Here is a 20,200-nt window from a genome sequence, read left to right as displayed (position 1 = left end):
CGCGGGCGCTGCCGACGAGGCAGCGCCCAAGGCAGCATCAGCCCCGTGAAGAACATTTGGTTTCAACAGAAAGAGCATCTGGTATGCAGGTCCATAAGTACGACGTCGTTATTGTCGGTGCCGGTGGCGCCGGTATGCGCGCCGCCATTGAATCCGGCCAGCGCGCGCGAACAGCAGTACTGACCAAGCTTTACCCCACCCGTTCCCACACCGGTGCGGCCCAGGGCGGCATGTGTGCCGCACTGGCGAACGTGGAAGAAGACAACTGGGAATGGCACACCTTTGACACGGTCAAGGGCGGCGACTACCTGGTAGACCAGGACGCCGCCGAAGTCATGGCGAAGGAAGCCATCGACGCCGTGCTGGACCTGGAAAAGATGGGCCTGCCCTTCAACCGCACGCCCGAAGGCAAGATCGACCAGCGCCGCTTCGGCGGACACACGCGCGACCACGGGAAGTCCCCGGTCCGCCGCGCCTGCTACGCCGCTGACCGTACCGGCCACATGATCCTGCAGACCCTGTACCAAAACTGCGTCAAGCACAACGTTGAGTTCTACAACGAGTACTACGTTCTGGATCTGCTCCTGGTCGACGAGGAAGCACTCCGCGAAGACGGAACCCCCTACATGCAGAAGCGTGTTGCCGGCGTTGTCAGCTATGACCTCGCCAGCGGCGAGATCCACGTTTTCCAGGCCAAGTCCGTCGTCTTCGCCTCCGGCGGCGTGGGCAAGGTCTTCAAGACCACCTCGAACGCCCACACCCTGACCGGTGACGGCATGGGCATCGCGTTCCGCCGCGGCATCCCCCTGGAAGACATGGAGTTCTTCCAGTTCCACCCGACCGGCCTGGCCGGCCTGGGAATCCTGCTCTCCGAAGCCGCGCGCGGCGAAGGCGGCATCCTGCGCAACGCCGACGGCGAACGCTTCATGGAGCGCTACGCCCCGACGATTAAGGACCTCGCACCCCGCGATATCGTGGCCCGTTCAATGGCCAACGAGGTCCGCGAGGGCCGTGGCTGCGGCCCGAACAAGGACTACGTCCTGTTGGACCTGACCCACCTGGAGCCGGCGCACATCGATGCCAAGCTCCCGGACATCACCGAGTTCGCACGCACCTACCTGGGTGTGGAGCCGTACACCGAGCCGGTGCCGGTTTTCCCGACCGCGCACTACGCGATGGGCGGCATCCCGACCAACATCAAGGCCGAGGTTCTGCAGGACAACGACACGGTTGTCCCCGGCCTCTACGCCGCCGGTGAGGTAGCCTGCGTCTCCGTCCATGGGTCCAACCGACTGGGCACCAACTCGCTGCTGGACATCAACGTCTTCGGCAAGCGCGCCGGTATCGCCGCCGCCGAGTACGCCAAGGTTGCGGAGTTCGTGGAGGTTCCGGAAAACGCGGACCAGTTCACAATCGATCTGATCGAGCAGGTCCGCGCGGCCAACGGCACCGAACGCGTTGCCCAGCTGCGCAAGGAACTGCAGGACACCATGGACGCGAATGTCCAGGTCTTCCGCACCGAGCAGACCCTGAACGAAACACTGAATGTGATCGCGTCCCTGCGTGAGCGCTACAAGAACATCGGCATTCAGGACCGCGGCCGCCGCTTCAACCTGGATCTGCTCGAAGCTGTGGAACTGGGCTTCCTGCTGGACATGGCCCAGGTCATGACCGTTGCCGCCCTGCACCGCGAGGAATCCCGCGGCGGGCACTTCCGGGAAGACTTCCCGGACCGCAATGACGAGAAGTTCATGAAGCACTCCATGGCATACAAGGATGACTTGGCCACGTCCGAGTCCGTCGCCGGTATCCGTCTGGAAACGAAGCCGGTTGTATTCACGCGCTACGAACCGATGGTGAGGAAGTACTAATGAGCACCCCGACCGAAATTCCCGAAGGACCATCAAAGGTCGAGCTGGCCCCCGGGGTCGGCGGCGGAGGGGAAGTCCCGAGCTTCGACATCACGCTGAAGGTTCGCCGGTACGATCCCGAGGTTTCGGAAGAAGCCCGCTGGGATGAGTTCAAGCTGACCATGTTCGGTACGGACCGTGTGCTGGATGCCCTGCACAAGGCCAAGTGGGAGCACGACGGCTCGGTTTCCTTCCGCCGTTCCTGCGCCCACGGCGTTTGCGGTTCCGATGCCATGCGCATCAACGGCCGCAACCGCCTGGCCTGCAAGACGCTGCTGAAGGACCTGGACACCTCCAAGCCGATCCTCGTCGAGCCGATCAAGGGCCTGCCGGTGGAGAAGGACCTGATCGTGGACATGGAGCCGTTCTTCCAGTCCTACCGTGAGATCATGCCGTTCCTGATCAACTCCGGCCACGAGCCGACGCGTGAGCGCCTGCAGTCCGCCGAGGACCGCGAGCGTTTCGACGACACCACCAAGTGCATCCTGTGCGCTGCGTGCACCTCGTCCTGCCCGGTCTTCTGGACCGACGGTCAGTACTTCGGCCCGGCAGCCATTGTCAACGCGCACCGCTTCATCTTCGACTCTCGCGACGACGCCGGCGACATGCGTCTGGAAATCCTCAACGATAAGGAAGGCGTGTGGCGCTGCCGCACCGTCTTCAACTGCACCGAGGCCTGCCCGCGTGGCATCCAGGTGACGAAGGCGATCGCCGAGGTCAAGAACGCCGTGCTGAACCGCAAGATCTGATCCGTCCCGGCTTGCCGGGTCCGTCAGGTCCTTGCGACCTGCCAGCATACGTAAGGTGCCGATTCGTCAGGAATCGGCACCTTACGCTTTTAACCATCCGCCCGCATTCCGGCTTTACGGCCAGACAGGAGCACCATGACCACGTTCGAGAAAGTGAACTTCCCAGGGGTTGGCGGCACCACGCTGGCCGGGGTCCTGGATATTCCCGACGGCGAAGTGCGGGCCTGGGCGTTGTTCTGCCACGGTTTCACGCTGGGCAAGAACAGCGCCGCCGCGGCCCGGATCTCCAAGGCACTGGCCCGGCACGGTATCGGTGTGCTGCGTTACGATGCCGCGGGCCTGGGCGGCTCCACCGGGGACTGGTCGGCGGCCACATTCTCCACGAAAATGGCGGACATCAGCAGTGCGGCGGCGTTCATGCGCGAGAGCGGGCGCCGGATCTCGCTGCTGATTGGCCATTCCCTCGGCGGGGCGGCAGTACTGGGCGCCGTTGGCGGCCTCGATGAGGTCAAGGCCGTGGCCACCGTGGCCGCCCCGTTCCGGCCCGACCATGTCACGCACCTATTCGACGAGGAGATTGACGACGTCGAACGCACCGGCTCGGCCGAAATCACCTTGGGCGGCAAACGGCTCGAAATCCGCCGGCAACTCGTGGAAGATCTGCGCCGGACCGATCTGACCGGCTGCATCAGCAACCTGGACCGGCCACTGCTGGTCATGCACTCCCCCACCGACAACACTGTGGGCGTGGAAAACGCCGGCGAGATCTTCGCGGCGGCCAAGCACCCCAAGTCATTCATCTCGCTCGAAGGCAGCAACCATATGCTCACCGACCGGGATCAGACGGACCGCGCCGGCCTCCTGATCGCCGCCTGGGCAAACCAGTACCTGGATACGGAAGACCCGCTGAGCTGATCCAGCCCGGGGAAGCCAGCGGGGCGGAACCAGCGGGGCGCACCGCCAGGGCGGAACCGGCGGAGCGGAACCGGCTCAGGGAACGCTGGCGCCGCCGAGCACGTGCTCGAGGTTGCCATCCTGCTTCAGCTGGGCGCGCCGGCGCAGGGAAAGGAAGCCGCGTGTCCGGCCGCCGGATTGTTCCCGTGCGTGCAGGTCCGCCTTGCCGATGGCGCCCCACGCCGTCGCTAGCAGGTACACCTGGCTGAGGAAATAGAACCAGACAAACAGGCCCAGGATCACCGCGAACGGCGCCAGCAGCGGGTTGTTTCCCACGGTACCCAGCAGATCCGACGCAAAGTACCGCAGCACGGTACTGCCGATCCCCGCGATCAGCGCGGCCTGGAACATGATGCTGCGCGGCATGCGGACACCCGAGGCGATCCGGAACAGCACCACGGCGGCCACCATGTCCAGCAGCAGCATGACCAGCACTGCGGTGATCTTCGTCAGCGGAACCACTGCGCCGCCGTCGAAATGGAGCAGGTTGATGATCAGATCCAGCGCGGTGTTCGCTATGCCGGCCACGGCCGAGGTCAGCATCAGCGCTACCCCCAGCAACAGCAGCGTGCCGACGTCCTTGAGCTTGATCATGACTGGGTTCCCCTGCAGCGGCGGCAGCCCGAAGACGCCGCGCATCCCTTCGCGCAGGCCCGCAATCCAGCCTAGGGAGGTCAGGATCATGGCGGCCGTGGAAATGATCAGCGTGATGCCGAACGCCCCGCTCTGGGAGAAGAGCTGTTCCGGCGTGGCCAGGCCGCCGTCGCCGGTATTGATCAGCCCGGGCGTGGAATCGTTGACCACTTCCACCACGGCCAGCTGCAGGTCGCGGTTTCCGGAGGCAATGAGGCCGAAGATGGAGAATCCCGCTACCAGCATCGCTGCCACGGAGAAGAACATGTTGTAGGCGCTGCCTGCGGCCATGAGCGGTCCATGGCGCATGCTGTAGAGCATCCAGACCCGCATGACCCGCCGCGCGTGGGCTTTCGCCAGCAGGTACTGCATGGCGGCCATCAGGGTCTTGCCCGTGGGGCCTTGACGCCGGGCCCGGACGAAGGCACGCCGCTTTTCCAGCTCGGCGACCTTCAGCTTCTGCCGTTCGAGCGGATGCGGTGTTTCGGTTTTACTTCCGCTGTTGCCCGTCGCCTTGCGCGCTGCCCTCTGCGCCGATTTCTGTCCCAAAGTTCAGCTCTTCCCGCAGTATCCAGACTCCTGACGAATCGTGCTCGTACAGGCCCATGCTACTGACGGTGAAGGACGCGTCATAGTCTGCAAGCTTATTTTCCGCCGCGTCCATGCCGGCGTCGCTGACATCGTGGGCCACGGTGATGTGCGGGTGGAAGTCGAATTCCAGCTCCCGGGCCAACGGTCCCGTCTGCAGCTTCCGGTGCAGTGCAACGATTTCGTCGAAGCCCTCGGCAATGTTGAGGTAGACCACCGGCGACACTGGCCGGAAGCTGCCGGTGCCGCGCAGGGCCACGGTGAAGGGCTGCTGGTTGCGGGCAATCCGGCGGACGTGCTCGGTAGTCGCAGCCCAGTCCGCTACCGGCGTCGTCGTCACGAGCGTGACGTGTGGCGGGATGACGGCGGCCATCGGATCGCCGAAGGAGGCACGCCAGCCCTCAAGGTCGCCGGCCAGCGGCTCCGGAATGCCGATTACGACGCCGGCACAGCCCACCTCGGGCAGGGCAGCCGGACGGACGCCGCTGTCCGGAGCGACGCCAGGGTCCACCTGCAGCCGGTGCTGGCACATTGCTAGCGCCGTGCTCCTGCGGGCAGGAAACCGACCTTGTCATACACATCGGCCAGTGTAGCCGAGGCGATTCCGCGGGCCTTTTCGGCGCCGCGGGCCAGCAGCCGGTCCAGCTCAGCTGGATCGTCCAGCAATTCCTGGGCACGGGCCTGGATAGGCGCGAGCCGCTCGACCACGAGTTCCGCCAGATCCACCTTCAGGTGGCCGTACATCTTGCCCTGGTAATCCGCGACGATCGAGTCGATGTTCTTGCCGCTGAGCGTGGAGTAAATGGTCAGCAGGTTGGACACGCCGGGCTTGGTGTCGCGGTCGAAGCGGATCTCGGTGCCGTCGTCGGTCACCGCGGACTTGATCTTCTTCGCCGCCGTCTTCGGATTGTCCAGGATATTGATCAGGCCCGCCGGGGAATCGGCAGACTTGGACATCTTGGCGTTCGGGTGCTGCAGATCGTAGATCTTCGCCCCCTCCCGCGGGATCACCGCCTCCGGGACCACGAAGGTCTCCCCGAAGCGGTGGTTGAAGCGCTGGGCCAGGTTGCGGGCCAGTTCCAGGTGCTGGCGCTGGTCTTCGCCGACCGGCACGCCGTACGGACGGTAGAGCAGAATGTCCGCGGCCATGAGGACCGGATAGGCGAACAGGCCCACGCTGGAGTGCTCGGCTCCCGATTTCTGCGACTTGTCCTTGAACTGGGTCATCCGGGAGGCCTCGCCGAAGCCGGTAATGCAGTTCAGTACCCAGGCCAGCTCGGCGTGCTCGGGCACATGGGACTGGACGAAGAGGGTGGACTTCTCGATGTCGATCCCGCCGGCAATGTACTGCGCGACGGTCACCCGGGTGCGTGTGGCGAGCTCGGCCGGGTCATGGTCCACCGTGATGGCGTGCATGTCCGGGACGAAGAAGATGGAGTCATATTCGTCCTGCATGCTGACCCAGTTCACCAGGGCGCCGAGGTAGTTCCCGAGGTGGAGCGAATCCGCCGAGGGCTGCATGCCGGAGAGCAGCCGCCGGCGCGAAGTGCTTCCGGCGGCCTTGGTGGTCTCGGCGTCGTCGGTGGTCTGGGTTGTGCTGGTCATATGAGCAGGATCTTTCTAGAAGCGGTAGTCCACTACCAAGGGTGCGTGGTCTGAGAAACGCGCGTCGTACGTCTCGGCGCGGTCAACGACGGCGTCGGACGCGAGGGCAGCGAGTTCCGGGGTGGCCATGTGGTAATCGATGCGCCAGCCGGCGTCGTTGTCGAAAGCCTGCCCCCGCCACGACCACCAGGTGTACGGACCGGGGACTTCGCCGGCGAGGGAACGGTGGACGTCCTGCCAGCCGACCTCGTCGCCGAAGAAGCGGTCGAAGTAGGCCCGTTCCTCCGGGAGGAAGCCGGACTTCTTGACGTTGCCCTTCCAGTTCTTGATGTCCAGGGTGGTGTGGCCGACGTTGAGGTCCCCGACCACCAGCGCGTAGTCCTTGGTGGTCTTCAGCTCCGTCAGGCGCTTGCCCATGACGTCCAGGAAGCGGTACTTGTCCACCTGCTTCGGCGTATCAGCCTGGCCGGCATGGACGTAAGCACTGACCACGGTCAGGGTCTGGGTGCCGCCATCGGACGGGATCTCGAAGTCGGCTTCGACCCAGCGGCCGGAGGTGACGAAGTAGTCGTCGCCGATGTGGTCCCGGGTGGCCACCGGTGCGGTGCGGGAAGCAATTGCGACACCGGCTCGGCCCTTCGCTTCGGCTTCGGCGTGCAGGATGTGCCAGCCGTCGCCGAGCAGTTCGCGCACAATCGCGTCAGGAGCCCGGACTTCCTGCAGGCACAGAATGTCCACGTCGCGCTCCGCCAGCCAGGCTTCCATGCCGCGCTTGTAGGCGGCCCTGATGCCATTGACATTGACGGTGGCGATCCGCAATTTTTGCCTGACCGCGATGCCTGCTCCGCCTGCTGCAGTACCGGATTCCTGAACGATGCCCTCGGGTGCCAAACTCACTCGACTACCTTACCCAAGCCCGCAGCTCAGTTGACAACCGTGCCCGTAACCGGAGCTTCGCCGTCGTTCTTGCGGATCATGCCGCGGCCGTTGTGGGCAGTCACCTCGATGGTATCGAGCGCGCGCTCCACCATGCCCTCGTCCTTGCCCAGATAGTCCCGGACGACCTTGGCCTGGACCTGGACGATCTTGAAGCTGTGGTCCAGCTTCTCGTCCCGGACGGCGTTGGCCTTGGCCACCTGCTCCTCCACCACGGCGGTGCCGCCGGCGGTGCCCTTCGGCATTTGCTGGGCCGCGAAATCTGCCTGGGCCGTGGCGAACTTCTCCTTGGCCTTCTTGGTGGCGCCCCGGACACTGAACACCACGAAGGCAGCCAGCAACAGCCAGCCGAGCGCGATGATGGCCACGATCCAGCCGATCACATCGTTCTGGTTGGCGGCGAAAACAACCGCAAAAAGAAAAACCAGCACCATGACGGCGATGCCGAGATTGCCCGCCTTGAACGGCATGATGCGGTTGGCAGAGGTATTCGCTGAGGGGTTCCCAAGGGATTGCATGGAGCTATTGTCTCAAATCCTGACCCTGCGCGCGGGCTGCTTCCACCGCAGGCGAACGACCGGCCAGCGGGCGATCCCCCCGGTCCAACCTCAGCGCAACAGCAGGCCAACTTGCAGGGGCATGTCAGACAGCGTCACCAGAGCACCAGGCAGAAGGGATGGCCCGCCGGATCAAGATAGACCCGGAAGGTTTTCGTGCCTGACTCCATGCTGGTGGCACCGAGCCTGAGGGCCAGTTCTTCGGCGATGTCCAGGTCCTTGACCCGCACGTCGACGTGCATCTGCTGCGGGTGCTCGCTCCCGGGCCACTGCGGCGGCACGTAATCCTCCACCTTTTGGAAATCAAGGCCAGGGCGGCCCGTCCCGTCGCCAATGCTGATCCAGCCGTCTTCGTCATGCTGGATGCGGATCATGCCCAGCAACTGCTCATAGAACGTGGCCAGGGAATCCGGATCCGGACAATCAATGACCAGTGACTGCCATGTACCTATCATCGCCAACTCCTGAACTTCGTGTAAGCGTTCCATTGGGCACTTTCCATGATCACCCGCCCCCGAAGGGATGGCTACCCTCAGGGGGCCTGTCGGCCGTCCGCTGCAGAAAACAGGCGAACCTTTACTTCAGGAACAGTTTGCGCAACCTCGCCGTGGTCAGGATCAGGCCGAGCACAATCATGACCAGGTAGTAGAGCACGTGGATGCCGGTGGCTGCGGTGAACGTGCCGACGCTGAGCTGGCGCAGCAGCTCCACCCCGTGCCACAGCGGCAGTGCCTGGATCATCCACTGGATGGCCTGCGGGTACACCGACAGCGGGTAGAACGTCGCGCTGAACAGGAACATCGGCAGCATCAGGAAGTTGATCCAGTCCATCTGCTGGAAAGTCTTCATGAAGCTGGTGATGCCCATTCCGAAGGACGCGAAACCGAAAGCTATGACCACCGACGCCGGAATCATCAGCAGCGCCCAGGGCGTGGTGATCAGCCCCATCACCCCCAAAATGGCTGTGAAGCCGGTTGCGTAGAGCGCGCCGCGGAGCAGCGCCAGCGTGATCTCGCCGAGTGCGACATCCAGCGGGCCCAGCGAGGTGTAGAGCATGCCCTGGTACAGCTTGGCGAAGTTCAGCTTGAAGAACACGTTCCAGGTGGAGTCGTACACCGCGCCGTTCATCGCCGACACGGCCAGCAGTGCCGGGGCGATGTAGGCGATGTAGCCGATCTCCTGGCCGCCCGGGCCTTCCACGGTTCCGACCAGCGAGCCGAGCCCGATGCCCATGGCAATAAGAAAGAGCACCGGCTCCACAAAACCGCTGGCCATGATGGCCCAGTTGCTGCCCCACGTCGCCTTCAGACCACGTGCAACGACGGCACGTACGTTCCCCGAGTACAGGGAACCGAAGGGGCGCCCGGACGGCAGGAGCTGGAGTTGCTCTCCGGAGGACGTTTGGCCGCTGCCGGCGGTCGCGCTCATTTGCCCAGCCTCCGTTCATAGATCCGCTGCGCGAAGGCCCAGCCCGCGAGGGCCAGCACCGTCAGGTACAGCACGTGGGTGATGGTCAGCCAGACAGGCTCCCCGTATCCGTAGCTGAGCACCCGGCCCAGCTCCGCGGAATGCCACAGCGGGGAAACCCAGCCGATCCACTGCACTGCCCATGGCATGGAGGCCAGCGGAAAGAACGTGCCGGAAAACAGGAACAGCGGCATGACGATGAACCGCTGGACCATCGCAAACTGTCCGCGGTCCTCCTGGATGCTGGCGGCATAGGCCATCAGCGGCAACCCGAAAGCCATCCCGCCCAGGGCAGCCGTGAAGATCATGATCCAGCCGGTGGAGCCCGGCACTGCCTCGAACAGGAGCAGGAACGCGAAGTAGATGCCGGTAGTCAGCAGCAGCCGGAAGGAAACTCCCAGCGCGTGGCCGTTGACCAGCTGATGGCTGCCCAGCGGGGACGCGTTGGGCCCGTAGTACGTGCGCCGCCATTTGAAGCCGGACATTACGGGATACGTGTTCTCCTCGCTGGCCACCATGATGCCGGCCGTGGCCAGCAGGGCCGGGGCCACAAAGGTGAGGTAGGAAACCACGGCGCCGTTGCCGGCGTCGAGCGTTGCATTGGTGTTGGCATCGACCAGCGAGGCCAGGCCGACGCCCATGGCATACAGGTAGACCAGCGGCGTGCCCACGGCCGTCATGGCCACCGTCCAGCCATAGCCGCGCATGGTCCGGATCCAGTGCTCGGCGAAGTAGAGGGAGCCGTATTTCCGGGCCTTCGCCGCGGACTGCTCCGGGGTCAGGGGAACACGCAGGGACAACAGCGGCGTGGCCGCGTCTGCCTCGCGGGCACTGGCAGATCCCGGGGACGGGGTTGGCCCGGGCTGGAGGTGGTCCTCAGTCAACGAGGCTCCTGCCGGTCAGGCGCAGGAACACGTCTTCCAGGCTCGAGCGGCGCACCAGCGAGGTCACCGGGTGAAGGCCGCGCCCACTGACCTGCTCCAGCGATGTTTCGCCGTCGTGCGTGTAAATCAGCACGCGGTCCGGCAGGATTTCCAGGCGCTCGCCGATCCCTTCGAGCTGGGCGGCCACGGTGGCGTTGCGCTCGGAGCCGAAGCGCAGCTCGAGTACCTCCCGCGTGGAGTATTCGCGGATCAAGGCGGCCGGGGATCCCTCCGCCATGATCCGGCCTTTGTCCACCACGATGAGGCGGTCGCAGAGCTGCTCGGCCTCGTCCATGTAGTGGGTGGTCAGCACCAGGGTCACGCCCTGTTCCTTGAGCCGGAACAGCCGGTCCCACAGGATGTGCCGGGCCTGCGGATCCAAGCCGGTAGTGGGTTCATCCAGCAGCAGGATCTTCGGCTCGTTGATCAGCGAGCGCGCGATGGTCAGCCGGCGCTTCATACCGCCGGAGAGCGAATCCACCTTGGCCTTGGCCTTGTCCGAGAGCTGGGCAAACTCGAGCAGTTCATCCGCCTTGGGGCGCAGGTAGCTGTGCGGCAGGCCGAAGTAGCGCCCGTAGACAATCAGGTTGTCCCGAACCCGAAGGTCCTCGTCCAGATTGTCCTGCTGCGGAACCACACCCAAATGGGCGCGGACCTCGGGGCCATGCTGCTCCGGGTCCAGTCCCATGATGGCAAGGTCGCCGGAGGTGCGCTGGGAGACGCCGCCGATCATCCGCATGGTGGTCGATTTACCGGCGCCGTTGGGACCGAGCAGCCCGAAGGATTCACCGGCGGGCACGTCGAAGGAGATGCCGTTGACCGCAGCGAAGTCCCCGTACTTCTTGGTGAGCCCGCGGGCGGAAATAACAGTTTTGGTCAGCTGCTTCGGCGCGGCAATGTTAGGCACGTCACAAGCTTAATCGAGTTCAGTGATTGAGCAAAGTCAATCACGGCTGCAAGCTGAGGCAGGCGGCGGATTGCGGGCATTCCGTGCGGCGCTGGCGGCGAAGCCAACCATGGCCTCCGCGCGGTCAGTCAGCCTGATCGATTCGGGCCAGACCATCTTCACGGCCACGGGCTTCACCGCCGGCGCGATCGGCTTGGGCACCACCGGCAGCCCCTCGTAGGACGAATCGATCGCCGGCCGCTGCACCAGTACCGAATAGCCGACGCCGCGCCCCACCAGCGAACGGGTCAGCTCGAAGTCCGTAGTGCGGTAGCGGATGGCCGGGCTGACGCCGGCTTGCTCGAACAGCGACATGGTGTGGTGGCTGCTGGGCGGGGCGCCCAGCAGGATCATCGGATCCTCGGCCAGTTCCTGCAGCGAAACCTCCGGCTGGCCGGCCAGTCTGTGGGCCTGCGGCAACAGCACGTAGCCCCGCACGTCATAAAGCTGGACGGAGCCGAGTTCTGGACTCAGGTCCATGTCGTACACGATGGCCAGGTCCAGCTCACCGGCGAAGAGCCGCTCCTGGATCCGATCCTGCGGCCCTTCCACGAAGTCCAGCAGCACCTTCGGATGGTTCACAGTGAAGCCCTCGATCAGCACCGGCAGGATGGTCGGCGCCACGGTGGCATAGCAGCCGATCACCAGCGGCCCGGCCAGCTCCCGCCCACCGCTGCTGGCGTTGAGCTCCAGTTCCTCGGCGGAACGCAGGAGTTCGGCGGCCTGCGTGTAGAGGTACGTGCCGGCCGGCGTCAGCGACACCCCGTGGGCCTTGCGCCGGACCGTCAGCTGCGTCCTGAAAATTCGTTCCAGTTCGGTCACCGCTGCAGCGACGGCGGTCTGGGACACATGCAGTTTGGCCGCGGCTCCGGAAATGGTTCCGGCTTCCGCCACGGCGGCAAAGTAGGAGAGCTGCCTCAGCGTGTAGCGCGCCACCGTTTCTCCTATCCCCCGCTTTTCTGCGGATAAATCAACTATTTATGAACTTTACCCGGGGATATGACTCCTGCCACACTCAAACGAAAGACAGCTGACCTACCTAGCCGGCCCAACCGGCAGCAACAAGGAGTGGACGATGACCGCCGAAGCCATTGCAGCCCGCCCGGTGCCCACCGCGGACTGGGTGACCATCGAGGACCTCTACCGCAACCCCTTCCCGATCTACCGGAAGATGCGTGCAGAAGCGCCGGTCCACTGGGTGCCCGCCGTGAACCGCTACATGGTCACCAGCTACGAGGCCTGCCACACCGTCGAGAATGACCAGGAAATCTTCTCGGCTAACGAAACCAACTCGCTGATGAAGCGAGCCATGGGCCACTCCATGCTTCGTAAAGATGACCCGGAACACGACGTCGACCGCAAGTCCTATGGTTCGGTCTTGCGGCCAAAGGCGATCAAGGAGCACTGGAACGCGATCTTCCAGGCCAACCACGAGAAATACCTGGCCCGGCTCAAGGCCGCCGGCCCCGGCTCCGACCTGATCTGGGAGTACGCCGCTCCGTACGCCGCGGAAAACCTCCGCCTGATCATGGGCTTCCACAACGCCACCCAGGAAGACATGCAGCGCTGGTCCCAGACGATGATCAACGGCACGGGCAACTACGCCGATGACCCCGACGTCTGGGCCGCCTCCGAGCAGTCCTACAACGAGGTCGACGACGCGATCGATGAGATCCTGCCTTACCTGCGAAAAAACCCGGACTCCAGCCTGCTCTCCGGCATGACCAGCATGCCGATCCCGCTGGAAGCCATCCGGGCCAACATGAAGATGACGATCGGCGGCGGCCTGAACGAGCCGCGCGACGTGCTCGGCGTGGCAGTCTGGGCCCTGCTCTCCCATCCGGACCAGCTGGCCCAGGTCCTGGCAGACCCCGCGCTCTTTCCCACCGTGTTCGAGGAGTCCATCCGCTGGGTCGCGCCCATCGGCATGTACCCGCGCGAAACCACCCGCGACACCGTCCTGGAAGGCGTGCAGCTGCCCAAGGGTGCCCGCCTCGGCGTCGTTGTTGGTGCTGCCAACCGGGACCCGAAGGCCTTCGAGGATCCGGAGAGCTTCAACATCAACCGCCTCAAGAAGCCCCACCTGGCCTTCGGCGGCGGCAACCACTACTGCGCCGGCGCATGGGTCGCCAAGGCCTCGGTGTCCGGCATCGCGCTGCCGCAGCTCTTCGCCGAACTGCCCAAGCTGCGCCTGGATCCGGAACGGCCGGCCGTCGACGAAGGTTGGGTGTTCCGCGGCATGACCGCCCTGCCGGTCCGCTGGGACGCGAAGTAACCGGCATATCATCAGACCAGACCACACTTTCACGAAGGAAACCTCCCATGGCTAAAGTCAGCTTCCACCACAATGACGGCAGTGTAGACGTGCTCGACGTCGACCCGGGCACCTCGCTGATGCGCGCTGCCGTGACCAACGGCGTCGCCGGCATCGTCGGCGAATGCGGCGGCCAGGCTATGTGCGCCACCTGCCACGTCTACGTCCGCCCGGAGTACCTCGACGGGCTCCCGGAAATCAGCGAGGACGAAGAGGAAATGCTCGAATGCACGGCGGACCCGCGCGACGAGGACCGCAGCCGGCTGGGCTGCCAGATCAAGGCGGGCGAAGGGTTCGACGAGATCGAGGTCGACGTCCCAGCCAGCCAGATCTAGGAATTCCGCCACCTGTAGAGAAGGGCCACCATGACCGCCGCACCCAGCACCCCGCAGGACCCGCAGGACCCGCAGGACCCGCAGCACCCGCAGCACCCGCAGCACCCGCAGCACCCGCAGAACATTGTCATTGTCGGCAACGGCCAGGCCGGCATCCAACTGGTCGACTCGCTGCGCAAGGAAGGCTACGCCGGAACCATCACCGTCATCGGCGAGGAAACGCACTTCCCGTACCAGCGCCCGCCGCTGTCCAAGGACTTCATGGCCGCGGACAAGGAGCCGAAACCGCTGCCGCTGCGCGCGGAAAAGTTCTTCACCGATAACGACGTCGACTCCCGCCTGGGCGTGCGGGTCACAGCCATTGACCGCGCCGGACATACCGTCAGCTTGTCCGACGGGTCAAGAGTCGGCTACACCACGCTGGTCCTGGCGACCGGCGCCGCGAACCGTGAACTGAACGTCCCGGGCAGCGGCCTGGAAGGGATCTACGGTCTGCGGACCCTGGCCGACGCCGAAGCCGTCCACGCCCGCCTGGACACGGTGCGTTCCGTCGTCGTTATTGGTGCCGGCTTCATCGGACTCGAATTCGCCGCCGCCGCGCGCAAACGCGGACTGGACGTCACGGTGCTCGAATACGCGGACCGGCCGATGGCCCGCGCGCTCTCCCCTGTAATGGGTAACTGGTTCGCCCGGGCCCACCGGGCCATGGGCGTGGACCTGCGCCTGGGCGAAGGCATCGCCTCCTTCACCGGCGACGACAGCGGGCACGTGGCCGCCGCGGTGAGCACCACCGGGGACACCTACCCTGCCGACATGGTGCTGGTGGGCATCGGCGTCATCCCCCGCACCGAGCTCGCCGAGCAGACGGGCCTCGCGGTCGCGAACGGCATCACGGTGGACAGTGCCATGCGCACCGACGATGAGGACATCTACGCCCTGGGCGACTGCGCGAACTACCCCAGCCACCACGCCGAGGCACGCACCAGGCTCGAATCCGTGCAGAACGCCACCGACCAGGCCCGGCACACCGCCAAGTCCATCCTCGACACGCACGACGGCGGCCGCGACTACACCGAGCTGCCCTGGTTCTGGTCCACCCAGGGCGACCTGCGGCTGCAGATCGCCGGCATCGCACACCCTGAGGACGAAACCGTCCTGCGCGGCAACCCGGACGACGGGAAGTTCTCCGTCTTCTGCTTCCGCAGCGGCCGGCTGGTGGCAGTCGAATCCGTGAATCAGCCCGCCGACCACATGGCCGCCCGCAGGGTCCTCTCCCAGGGACGCACCCTCACCCCGGAACAGGCCGCCGATCCGGAGTTCGACTTCAAGACCTACTCCAAGGCCGCCGCGGCAGGCGTCTAACCGGTTCTCAGTCCAGGCCGCCCAGAACCCGCACGGCCAGGTCCACCACGGCTTCGGCCCGCGGGCTCAGCGACATGTCTTCGGGCCAGATGGCGCAGACGGTGGTCCGGGTGGCCGGCGGAGACAACGGCCGGATGGCCACCGGACGACCTTCGACGGTCAGTCCCGGAGAGTTCGGCCTGGACATCAGCAGGGCATACCCAAGTCCGCGGCCGACCATCGCCTGCACGAGGACCATCTGGGGCATCGAGGAGACTACGTTGGGACGCAGGCCGCGTTCGGCGAAGACGTGGTGGGTGTTGGCAGTGCTGGGGCTGGAGTCGTACATGATCAGGGACTCCTCGGCCAACTGCGCCAGATCCACCGTCTCCTGCGCCGCCAGCTTGTGGTCCGGCGGCAGGACGGCCTCGAGTTCCGTCCGGTAGATGGTCCGCTGGTTGTACCCTGCGGGCAGCTGCATGTCGTAGACGATGGCCATATCCAGCAACCCGGCATCCAGGGCAGGCAGCAGTTCGGTGTGCGTGCCCACGGTGACGTCCACGTTCAGCTGAGGATGCGCGGAAGGCAGGGCTTCGAGGATGCCGGGCAGCAAGTTGTGGGCCAGGCTGCTGAAACAGCCCAGCTTCACCGGCCCCTTGAGCGTGCCGGTTTCTCCGGCCAGGTCGTTGACCAGGTCGTCGGCATCGCGGATGAGCCGGCGCGCCCGCTGGGCAAAGAACTGCCCGGCAGGAGTCAACTGGAGCCCGCGCGCCTTGCGCCGCACGCACAGCTGCTCCCCCGCCACCTTCTCCAAGGCGGTAATCGCTTGGGAAAGGGCTGACTCCGAGATGCGCAGGCTGGCGGCGGCCGCACTCAGGGTCGGGAAATCCGGCAGGGCAGCAAAAAGCTCCAGCTGGCGGAGTGTGAAGTTAGCCACGAATCTTCAGTCCAATCAAGGAAGTTATGCAGTTCTCTGAAGTTTACTGGAGGAAGTTTTCCTGTGATACTCGTAACAACTGTGGACTAGTTCTACTTTTCAACCGTTCAGAAATTCAACCGGCCTCGTGCCGGCCAGCTTGCAGTAATCGCTCGATCAAGGAACAACTATGAGCACTAACACGCAGCCCCGCTCCGCGGCTTCGAACCAGCGCCGGGTGGCCTTTGCCACCATCATCGGCACCACCATCGAGTGGTACGACTTCTTCATCTATGCCACGGCCGCTGGTCTGGTGTTCGCCGACCTCTTCTTCAAGCCGGCCGGCGACTCGATCGGCCTGCTGCTTGCCTTCGCCTCCGTGGGCATCAGCTTCCTCTTCCGGCCCCTGGGTGCGTTCCTGGCCGGCCACTACGGCGACAAGATCGGCCGCCGCGCCATGCTGGTGCTCACGCTGATCCTGATGGGCGCGTCCACTACGCTGATCGGCTTCCTGCCCACCTATGCCACCGCCGGCGTGCTGGCTCCCATCCTGCTGCTCCTGCTGCGCATCGTCCAGGGCATCTCCGCCGGCGGCGAATGGGGCGGAGCCGTCCTGATGGCCGTCGAGCACGCTCCGCGGGACCGCCGCGGCCGTGCAGGCTCCTTCCCGCAGTTGGGTGTTCCCCTGGGCATGCTGCTGGCATCGGGCGTCACCGCCCTGATGACCGGTGTCATCTCCCCCGGCGAAGCCTTCGTCGAATGGGGCTGGCGCGTACCGTTCCTGCTGAGCTTCGTGCTCATTGTGGTCGGTTACATTGTCCGCCGGACGGTGGAGGAAAGCCCGGTCTTCCAGGAAATCGCGGAGAAGAAAGAGCAGCGCTCGGTTCCCGCCGTCGAACTTTTCAAGAAGCACTGGCTGCTGGTCATCCTTGCCGCCTTGGTTTTCGCAGGCAACAACGCCGCGGGCTACATGGCCACCGGTGGGTTCATCCCCAGCTACGCCACCGACCCTGACGGCCCGGTGGGACTGGACCGCACCTCGGTCCTGGTAGCCATCACCTTCGCCGCCGCGATGTGGTTTGTCTTCACCCTGCTGGCTGGCATCCTGGCCGACAAGATTGGCCGCAAGAAGACGTACCTGATTGGCTTCAGCGCCCAGGTACTCACCGTGTTTCCACTCTTCTGGCTGATCAACACCGGCGAACTCTGGGGTCTCTACCTGGCGCTGGGACTGTTCTCGGTGGGCCTCGGCCTGGGCTACGGACCGCAGGCTGCCTGGTACAGCGAAATCTTCCCGGCCTCCGTGCGCTTCTCCGGCGTCTCCATCTCCTACGCACTCGGCGCCATCCTCGGCGGCGCCTTCGCACCGACCATCGCCCAGGCGCTGGTGCAGGCCACCGGATCTTCTACGGCAGTCTCGGTCTACCTGCTGATCATGACACTGGTTTCCATGGGCGCTGTGCTGGTCCTGCGTGACCGCCCGGGCATCGACCTGAGCATCAACAACCAGGCCGAGCAGGAAGTCGGAGCCACCATCTTCGATAAGCGCCGCGGCGCCTCCACCGACGACGTCGACGTCGTGAAGACCACCGTCTAAAGCGCTCCTGCAGAACCGACCGAAGAGGCCCCGGATTTTTTCCGGGGCCTCTTCGTTTGCGTCGAAGCCGGGGCCGGTTCGGCCTAGGCTAGCGTTGCGGCTGGGCGCGAAGGACCTCCAGCCGCTGGCGGAACTCCGTCTCATCGATCTCCCCGCGGGCATACCGCTCGCGGAGGACGCCTTCGGCCCCGAGAACACTTTCCTGCCTGCGATTGCGCCACATGGTGCGGCGGATCAGGAAGACGGCGAAGCCGATAACAAGGATCCAGAAGAGCGGAACCAGCAGGATCCACCAGCCGGGCCCGCGCCCGTCGTTCCAGGGTCCTTGGGCGACAAGGCTGCTGGCGGCGATGGCGCCGGTTGCTGCGGTCAACATGATTGCTCCAAACTTTCGTCCGTGACCGTCTGTCGATCACAGTTCAAGTCTTCCGAGCGCGGCGCCGCCGGTCGTCGCCCCGATGGAGACACTTCTGCACCGCCGGCTACTCTCGCTGGAGTGCCCGGCAGTACTCCCAGGTGACTTGGCTGGCCGGGCGGGCTGAAGACTACGGCTGGCCACTTTCGCTGCTTACCGCTCCGGCGCCGCGCCAGTCCAGCCCGGCCGCACCAGCCCGGACTCGTAGGCCAGGACCACCAGCTGCGCGCGGTCGCGGACCATCAGCTTGGTCATGATTCGCGAGACATGGGTCTTTGCTGTCAGCGGCGTAATGTACAGCTTCTCGGCGATCAGCGCGTTGTTCAGCCCGGCGCCGACCAGAGCCAGGACCTCCCGTTCCCGCGCGGTCAACTGCTCCAACGACGACGGCGCTGCCGGCGCGGGCCGGGACTCGGCCGCCACCTTGGTCAGGAGGCGGCGGGTGACGGACGGCGAGAGGAGGGCGTCGCCGTCGGCCACTGCACGGACAGCGCGGATCAGCTCTTCGGGCTCGGTGTCCTTGACCAGGAAGCCGCTGGCGCCCGCCCGGATGGAGTCGATGATGTAGTCATCCAGTTCGAAGGTGGTCAGCATGATGACGCGCGTACCGGAGAGCTCGGTGGAGGCCAGAATAGTTGCGGTGGCGTCGATGCCATCTCCGCCGGGCATGCGGATGTCCATCAGGACCACATCCGGCTTCGCTGCCTTGGCCAGGCGGACCGCTTCGGTACCTGTGCCGGCCTCCGCGACGACTTCCATATCGTTTTCGGCGTCGAGCAGCGCCCTGAAGCCGGCCCGGATCAGAGTCTGGTCATCCGCCAGCAGCACCCTGATCATTGCTCTGCCCCGCTTGAGTCGGTCCCGCCGCCAGTTGCGGGCCGGTCCGCAGGCAATGGAATGCGGGCGTGCACGCGGGTACCGGCAGGCTCGCGGGTTCCTACTGCCAGCTCGCCGTCGAGCGAATCAATCCTCTCTCTCATCCCGCGCAATCCGTTGCCTTCCGGCGCATTACCCAGCCCCACGCCGTCGTCCTCCACTGTCACTTCGAGCGTGGCAGCGGTGACGCTGATGCCCACCCACGCCTGGTTGGCGTGCGCGTGCCGGACGATGTTCGTCACGGCTTCCTGGACCACCCGGTACGCCGCGCTTTCTGCGGGGCCCGCGCTTTCGGGCAGCTGGCCGGCTCGGTTATCCAGCCGGACCCGCAGGCCGCCCTGCTCGGCGCGCGCCAGCAGTTCCGGCAGCTGGTCCAGCCGCTGGGCCGGAGCCCTCGGCGCGTCCTGGCGCAGCACCGCAAGGACGTCGCGCACCTCGGCGAGGGCGTCCTTGGAACCGGACTTGATGGCTTCCAGCGCCTGCCGCATTTGCTCCGGATCCGGATCCTTCCGTGCCAAGTGCAGGGCGACCGATGCCTGCACATTGATCATCGAGAGGGAGTGCGCAACGACGTCGTGAATATCGCGGGCGAGGACCAACCGCTCTTCATTCCGCCGGCGCTGCTCCGCCTCGAGTTCGGAGCGCCGGCGTTCGGCGCGTCGTCCGGCACGGGAGGCCAGCAGCTCCCCCATCATGACAACGATGACCAGCCAGGCGACGCCGGCGCCGGCACGGGCGGTATCGGCCAGCCCGCCCATGGACAGCGCGGTGACAAGGAACAGCAGAGCCAGTCCGCCAACGGCTCCCCAGGCCCACCAGCGTGCCCTGGAGCGCACCGCGATGAAAAGCGCCACCACCAGGGAGAGCCAGATGGGTCCGCCCGGATAGCCAGCCGCGAAGTAGGTGCCCGTTGCCAGGGCTGCCCCGGCGGCCATCGGGCCGGGAGCCTTGCGGCGCAGTGACAGCAGTGCGGGACCGGCCAGCAGCAGCATGTAGGCCAGGGGGTCCAGCGGACGCTGGGAGATCTGGTGGGCGGCGGCAAAGCTGGTGCCCACCAGCTGGATGACGGCCGTCACCGCAATCAGGACGGCAGGGGGCGGCCCGCGGAAGCCCGGGTTCATGATCCGAGCGTACCCGC

At 65.4% G+C, this 20,200-nt stretch carries 21 protein-coding genes; 7 read left to right on the top strand and 14 right to left on the bottom strand.

Annotated elements, in window-relative coordinates; all coding sequences use genetic code 11:
- The first annotated feature begins 83 nt into the window (after positions 1-83).
- The 3 genes from sdhA (at position 84) to J5251_RS10175 (ending at position 3,574) form a co-directional block, all read left to right on the top strand.
- Positions 84-1,871, top strand: coding sequence for a succinate dehydrogenase flavoprotein subunit (sdhA, locus tag J5251_RS10185; RefSeq protein ID WP_139006897.1), 1,788 nt, complete (start codon positions 84-86; stop codon positions 1,869-1,871).
- Positions 1,871-2,659, top strand: a complete 789-nt coding sequence (locus tag J5251_RS10180; protein ID WP_139006896.1) for a succinate dehydrogenase iron-sulfur subunit — start codon at positions 1,871-1,873, stop codon at positions 2,657-2,659. The genes sdhA and J5251_RS10180 overlap by 1 nt, the downstream gene beginning before the upstream one ends.
- A gap of 135 nt (positions 2,660-2,794) precedes the next feature.
- Entirely contained in the window at positions 2,795-3,574 is a 780-nt protein-coding gene (locus tag J5251_RS10175; RefSeq protein ID WP_208573885.1) for an alpha/beta hydrolase family protein, read from the top strand.
- A 75-nt stretch (positions 3,575-3,649) separates the two neighbouring features.
- On the opposite strand, the gene J5251_RS10170 is transcribed toward J5251_RS10175, so the two are convergent.
- The 10 genes from J5251_RS10170 to J5251_RS10125 all read right to left on the bottom strand — a co-directional run bounded on the left by J5251_RS10170 (position 3,650) and on the right by J5251_RS10125 (position 12,204).
- On the bottom strand, positions 3,650-4,795 hold the full coding sequence (locus J5251_RS10170) for a YihY/virulence factor BrkB family protein (protein ID WP_208573884.1): 1,146 nt from the start codon (positions 4,793-4,795) through the stop codon (positions 3,650-3,652).
- Positions 4,737-5,366 (bottom strand): 2'-5' RNA ligase family protein, encoded by a 630-nt coding sequence (locus J5251_RS10165; protein ID WP_208575998.1) that lies wholly within the window; start codon positions 5,364-5,366, stop codon positions 4,737-4,739. The genes J5251_RS10170 and J5251_RS10165 overlap by 59 nt, the downstream gene beginning before the upstream one ends.
- Before the next feature lie 2 nt (positions 5,367-5,368).
- On the bottom strand, positions 5,369-6,439 hold the full coding sequence (gene trpS / locus J5251_RS10160; RefSeq protein WP_139006892.1) for a tryptophan--tRNA ligase: 1,071 nt from the start codon (positions 6,437-6,439) through the stop codon (positions 5,369-5,371).
- Positions 6,440-6,454: 15 nt separating this feature from the next.
- Positions 6,455-7,276 carry an exodeoxyribonuclease III gene (locus J5251_RS10155; protein ID WP_208576113.1) on the bottom strand — a complete coding sequence of 274 codons (822 nt, stop codon included), beginning with the start codon at positions 7,274-7,276 and terminating at the stop codon, positions 6,455-6,457.
- Positions 7,277-7,362: 86 nt separating this feature from the next.
- Positions 7,363-7,893, bottom strand: coding sequence for a hypothetical protein (locus tag J5251_RS10150; RefSeq protein WP_208575997.1), 531 nt, complete (start codon positions 7,891-7,893; stop codon positions 7,363-7,365).
- Positions 7,894-8,027: 134 nt separating this feature from the next.
- The gene (locus J5251_RS10145; RefSeq protein ID WP_139006902.1) at positions 8,028-8,387 is read right to left on the bottom strand and encodes a VOC family protein; all 360 of its coding nucleotides are present in this window, start codon (positions 8,385-8,387) and stop codon (positions 8,028-8,030) included.
- Between the two features lie 121 nt (positions 8,388-8,508).
- Positions 8,509-9,360, bottom strand: a complete 852-nt coding sequence (locus J5251_RS10140; RefSeq protein WP_208575996.1) for an ABC transporter permease — start codon at positions 9,358-9,360, stop codon at positions 8,509-8,511.
- A complete protein-coding gene (locus tag J5251_RS10135; protein ID WP_208575995.1) occupies positions 9,357-10,283 on the bottom strand; it encodes an ABC transporter permease in 927 nt (308 codons plus the stop codon). The genes J5251_RS10140 and J5251_RS10135 overlap by 4 nt, the downstream gene beginning before the upstream one ends.
- Positions 10,276-11,229 (bottom strand): ABC transporter ATP-binding protein, encoded by a 954-nt coding sequence (locus J5251_RS10130; protein WP_240793245.1) that lies wholly within the window; start codon positions 11,227-11,229, stop codon positions 10,276-10,278. Before J5251_RS10130 ends, J5251_RS10135 begins: the two co-directional genes overlap by 8 nt.
- 36 nt (positions 11,230-11,265) lie before the next feature.
- Positions 11,266-12,204: a LysR substrate-binding domain-containing protein gene (locus J5251_RS10125; protein ID WP_244250899.1), complete on the bottom strand. Its 939-nt coding sequence runs from the start codon at positions 12,202-12,204 to the stop codon at positions 11,266-11,268.
- 139 nt (positions 12,205-12,343) lie between these two features.
- Between J5251_RS10125 and J5251_RS10120 the strand changes: the two genes are divergently transcribed.
- From J5251_RS10120 to J5251_RS10110, 3 genes are read left to right on the top strand one after another with little or no spacing between them, the layout of a single operon-like run.
- A complete protein-coding gene (locus J5251_RS10120) occupies positions 12,344-13,543 on the top strand; it encodes a cytochrome P450 (RefSeq protein WP_208575994.1) in 1,200 nt (399 codons plus the stop codon).
- A gap of 47 nt (positions 13,544-13,590) precedes the next feature.
- Entirely contained in the window at positions 13,591-13,917 is a 327-nt protein-coding gene (locus tag J5251_RS10115) for a 2Fe-2S iron-sulfur cluster-binding protein (protein WP_139006887.1), read from the top strand.
- A gap of 30 nt (positions 13,918-13,947) precedes the next feature.
- Positions 13,948-15,279 (top strand): NAD(P)/FAD-dependent oxidoreductase, encoded by a 1,332-nt coding sequence (locus J5251_RS10110; protein ID WP_208575993.1) that lies wholly within the window; start codon positions 13,948-13,950, stop codon positions 15,277-15,279.
- A 7-nt stretch (positions 15,280-15,286) separates the two neighbouring features.
- Here the strand turns inward: J5251_RS10110 and J5251_RS10105 are convergent, their stop codons facing one another.
- On the bottom strand, positions 15,287-16,195 hold the full coding sequence (locus J5251_RS10105; protein ID WP_208575992.1) for a LysR family transcriptional regulator: 909 nt from the start codon (positions 16,193-16,195) through the stop codon (positions 15,287-15,289).
- Between the two features lie 169 nt (positions 16,196-16,364).
- Here J5251_RS10105 and J5251_RS10100 point away from each other — a divergent pair, with 169 nt between their 5' ends.
- Positions 16,365-17,771 carry an MFS transporter gene (locus tag J5251_RS10100; protein WP_139006884.1) on the top strand — a complete coding sequence of 469 codons (1,407 nt, stop codon included), beginning with the start codon at positions 16,365-16,367 and terminating at the stop codon, positions 17,769-17,771.
- Positions 17,772-17,859: 88 nt separating this feature from the next.
- On the opposite strand, the gene J5251_RS10095 is transcribed toward J5251_RS10100, so the two are convergent.
- From J5251_RS10095 to J5251_RS10085, 3 genes are all read right to left on the bottom strand, one after another.
- Positions 17,860-18,147 (bottom strand): SHOCT domain-containing protein, encoded by a 288-nt coding sequence (locus J5251_RS10095; protein WP_074699276.1) that lies wholly within the window; start codon positions 18,145-18,147, stop codon positions 17,860-17,862.
- A gap of 192 nt (positions 18,148-18,339) precedes the next feature.
- Positions 18,340-19,023, bottom strand: coding sequence for a response regulator (locus tag J5251_RS10090; RefSeq protein WP_208575991.1), 684 nt, complete (start codon positions 19,021-19,023; stop codon positions 18,340-18,342).
- Entirely contained in the window at positions 19,020-20,183 is a 1,164-nt protein-coding gene (locus J5251_RS10085) for a sensor histidine kinase (protein WP_208575990.1), read from the bottom strand. Before J5251_RS10085 ends, J5251_RS10090 begins: the two co-directional genes overlap by 4 nt.
- Between the last annotated feature and the right edge of the window lie 17 nt (positions 20,184-20,200).

The organism is Arthrobacter crystallopoietes (assembly GCF_017603825.1).
Taxonomy (GTDB): domain Bacteria; phylum Actinomycetota; class Actinomycetes; order Actinomycetales; family Micrococcaceae; genus Crystallibacter; species Crystallibacter crystallopoietes_B.
This window is presented reverse-complemented; position numbering and strand designations above follow the sequence as displayed.

Coding starts and splice junctions, on each gene's coding strand:
- J5251_RS10120 (WP_208575994.1), top strand. CDS start 12,344: ATGACCGCCGAAGCCATTGCAGCCCGCCCGGTGCCCACCGCGGACTGG.
- sdhA (WP_139006897.1), top strand. CDS start 84: ATGCAGGTCCATAAGTACGACGTCGTTATTGTCGGTGCCGGTGGCGCC.
- J5251_RS10090 (WP_208575991.1), bottom strand. CDS start 19,023: ATGATCAGGGTGCTGCTGGCGGATGACCAGACTCTGATCCGGGCCGGC.
- J5251_RS10165 (WP_208575998.1), bottom strand. CDS start 5,366: ATGTGCCAGCACCGGCTGCAGGTGGACCCTGGCGTCGCTCCGGACAGC.
- J5251_RS10140 (WP_208575996.1), bottom strand. CDS start 9,360: ATGAGCGCGACCGCCGGCAGCGGCCAAACGTCCTCCGGAGAGCAACTC.
- trpS (WP_139006892.1), bottom strand. CDS start 6,439: ATGACCAGCACAACCCAGACCACCGACGACGCCGAGACCACCAAGGCC.
- J5251_RS10175 (WP_208573885.1), top strand. CDS start 2,795: ATGACCACGTTCGAGAAAGTGAACTTCCCAGGGGTTGGCGGCACCACG.
- J5251_RS10085 (WP_208575990.1), bottom strand. CDS start 20,183: ATGAACCCGGGCTTCCGCGGGCCGCCCCCTGCCGTCCTGATTGCGGTG.
- J5251_RS10115 (WP_139006887.1), top strand. CDS start 13,591: ATGGCTAAAGTCAGCTTCCACCACAATGACGGCAGTGTAGACGTGCTC.
- J5251_RS10110 (WP_208575993.1), top strand. CDS start 13,948: ATGACCGCCGCACCCAGCACCCCGCAGGACCCGCAGGACCCGCAGGAC.
- J5251_RS10180 (WP_139006896.1), top strand. CDS start 1,871: ATGAGCACCCCGACCGAAATTCCCGAAGGACCATCAAAGGTCGAGCTG.
- J5251_RS10095 (WP_074699276.1), bottom strand. CDS start 18,147: ATGTTGACCGCAGCAACCGGCGCCATCGCCGCCAGCAGCCTTGTCGCC.
- J5251_RS10150 (WP_208575997.1), bottom strand. CDS start 7,893: ATGCAATCCCTTGGGAACCCCTCAGCGAATACCTCTGCCAACCGCATC.
- J5251_RS10145 (WP_139006902.1), bottom strand. CDS start 8,387: ATGATAGGTACATGGCAGTCACTGGTCATTGATTGTCCGGATCCGGAT.
- J5251_RS10100 (WP_139006884.1), top strand. CDS start 16,365: ATGAGCACTAACACGCAGCCCCGCTCCGCGGCTTCGAACCAGCGCCGG.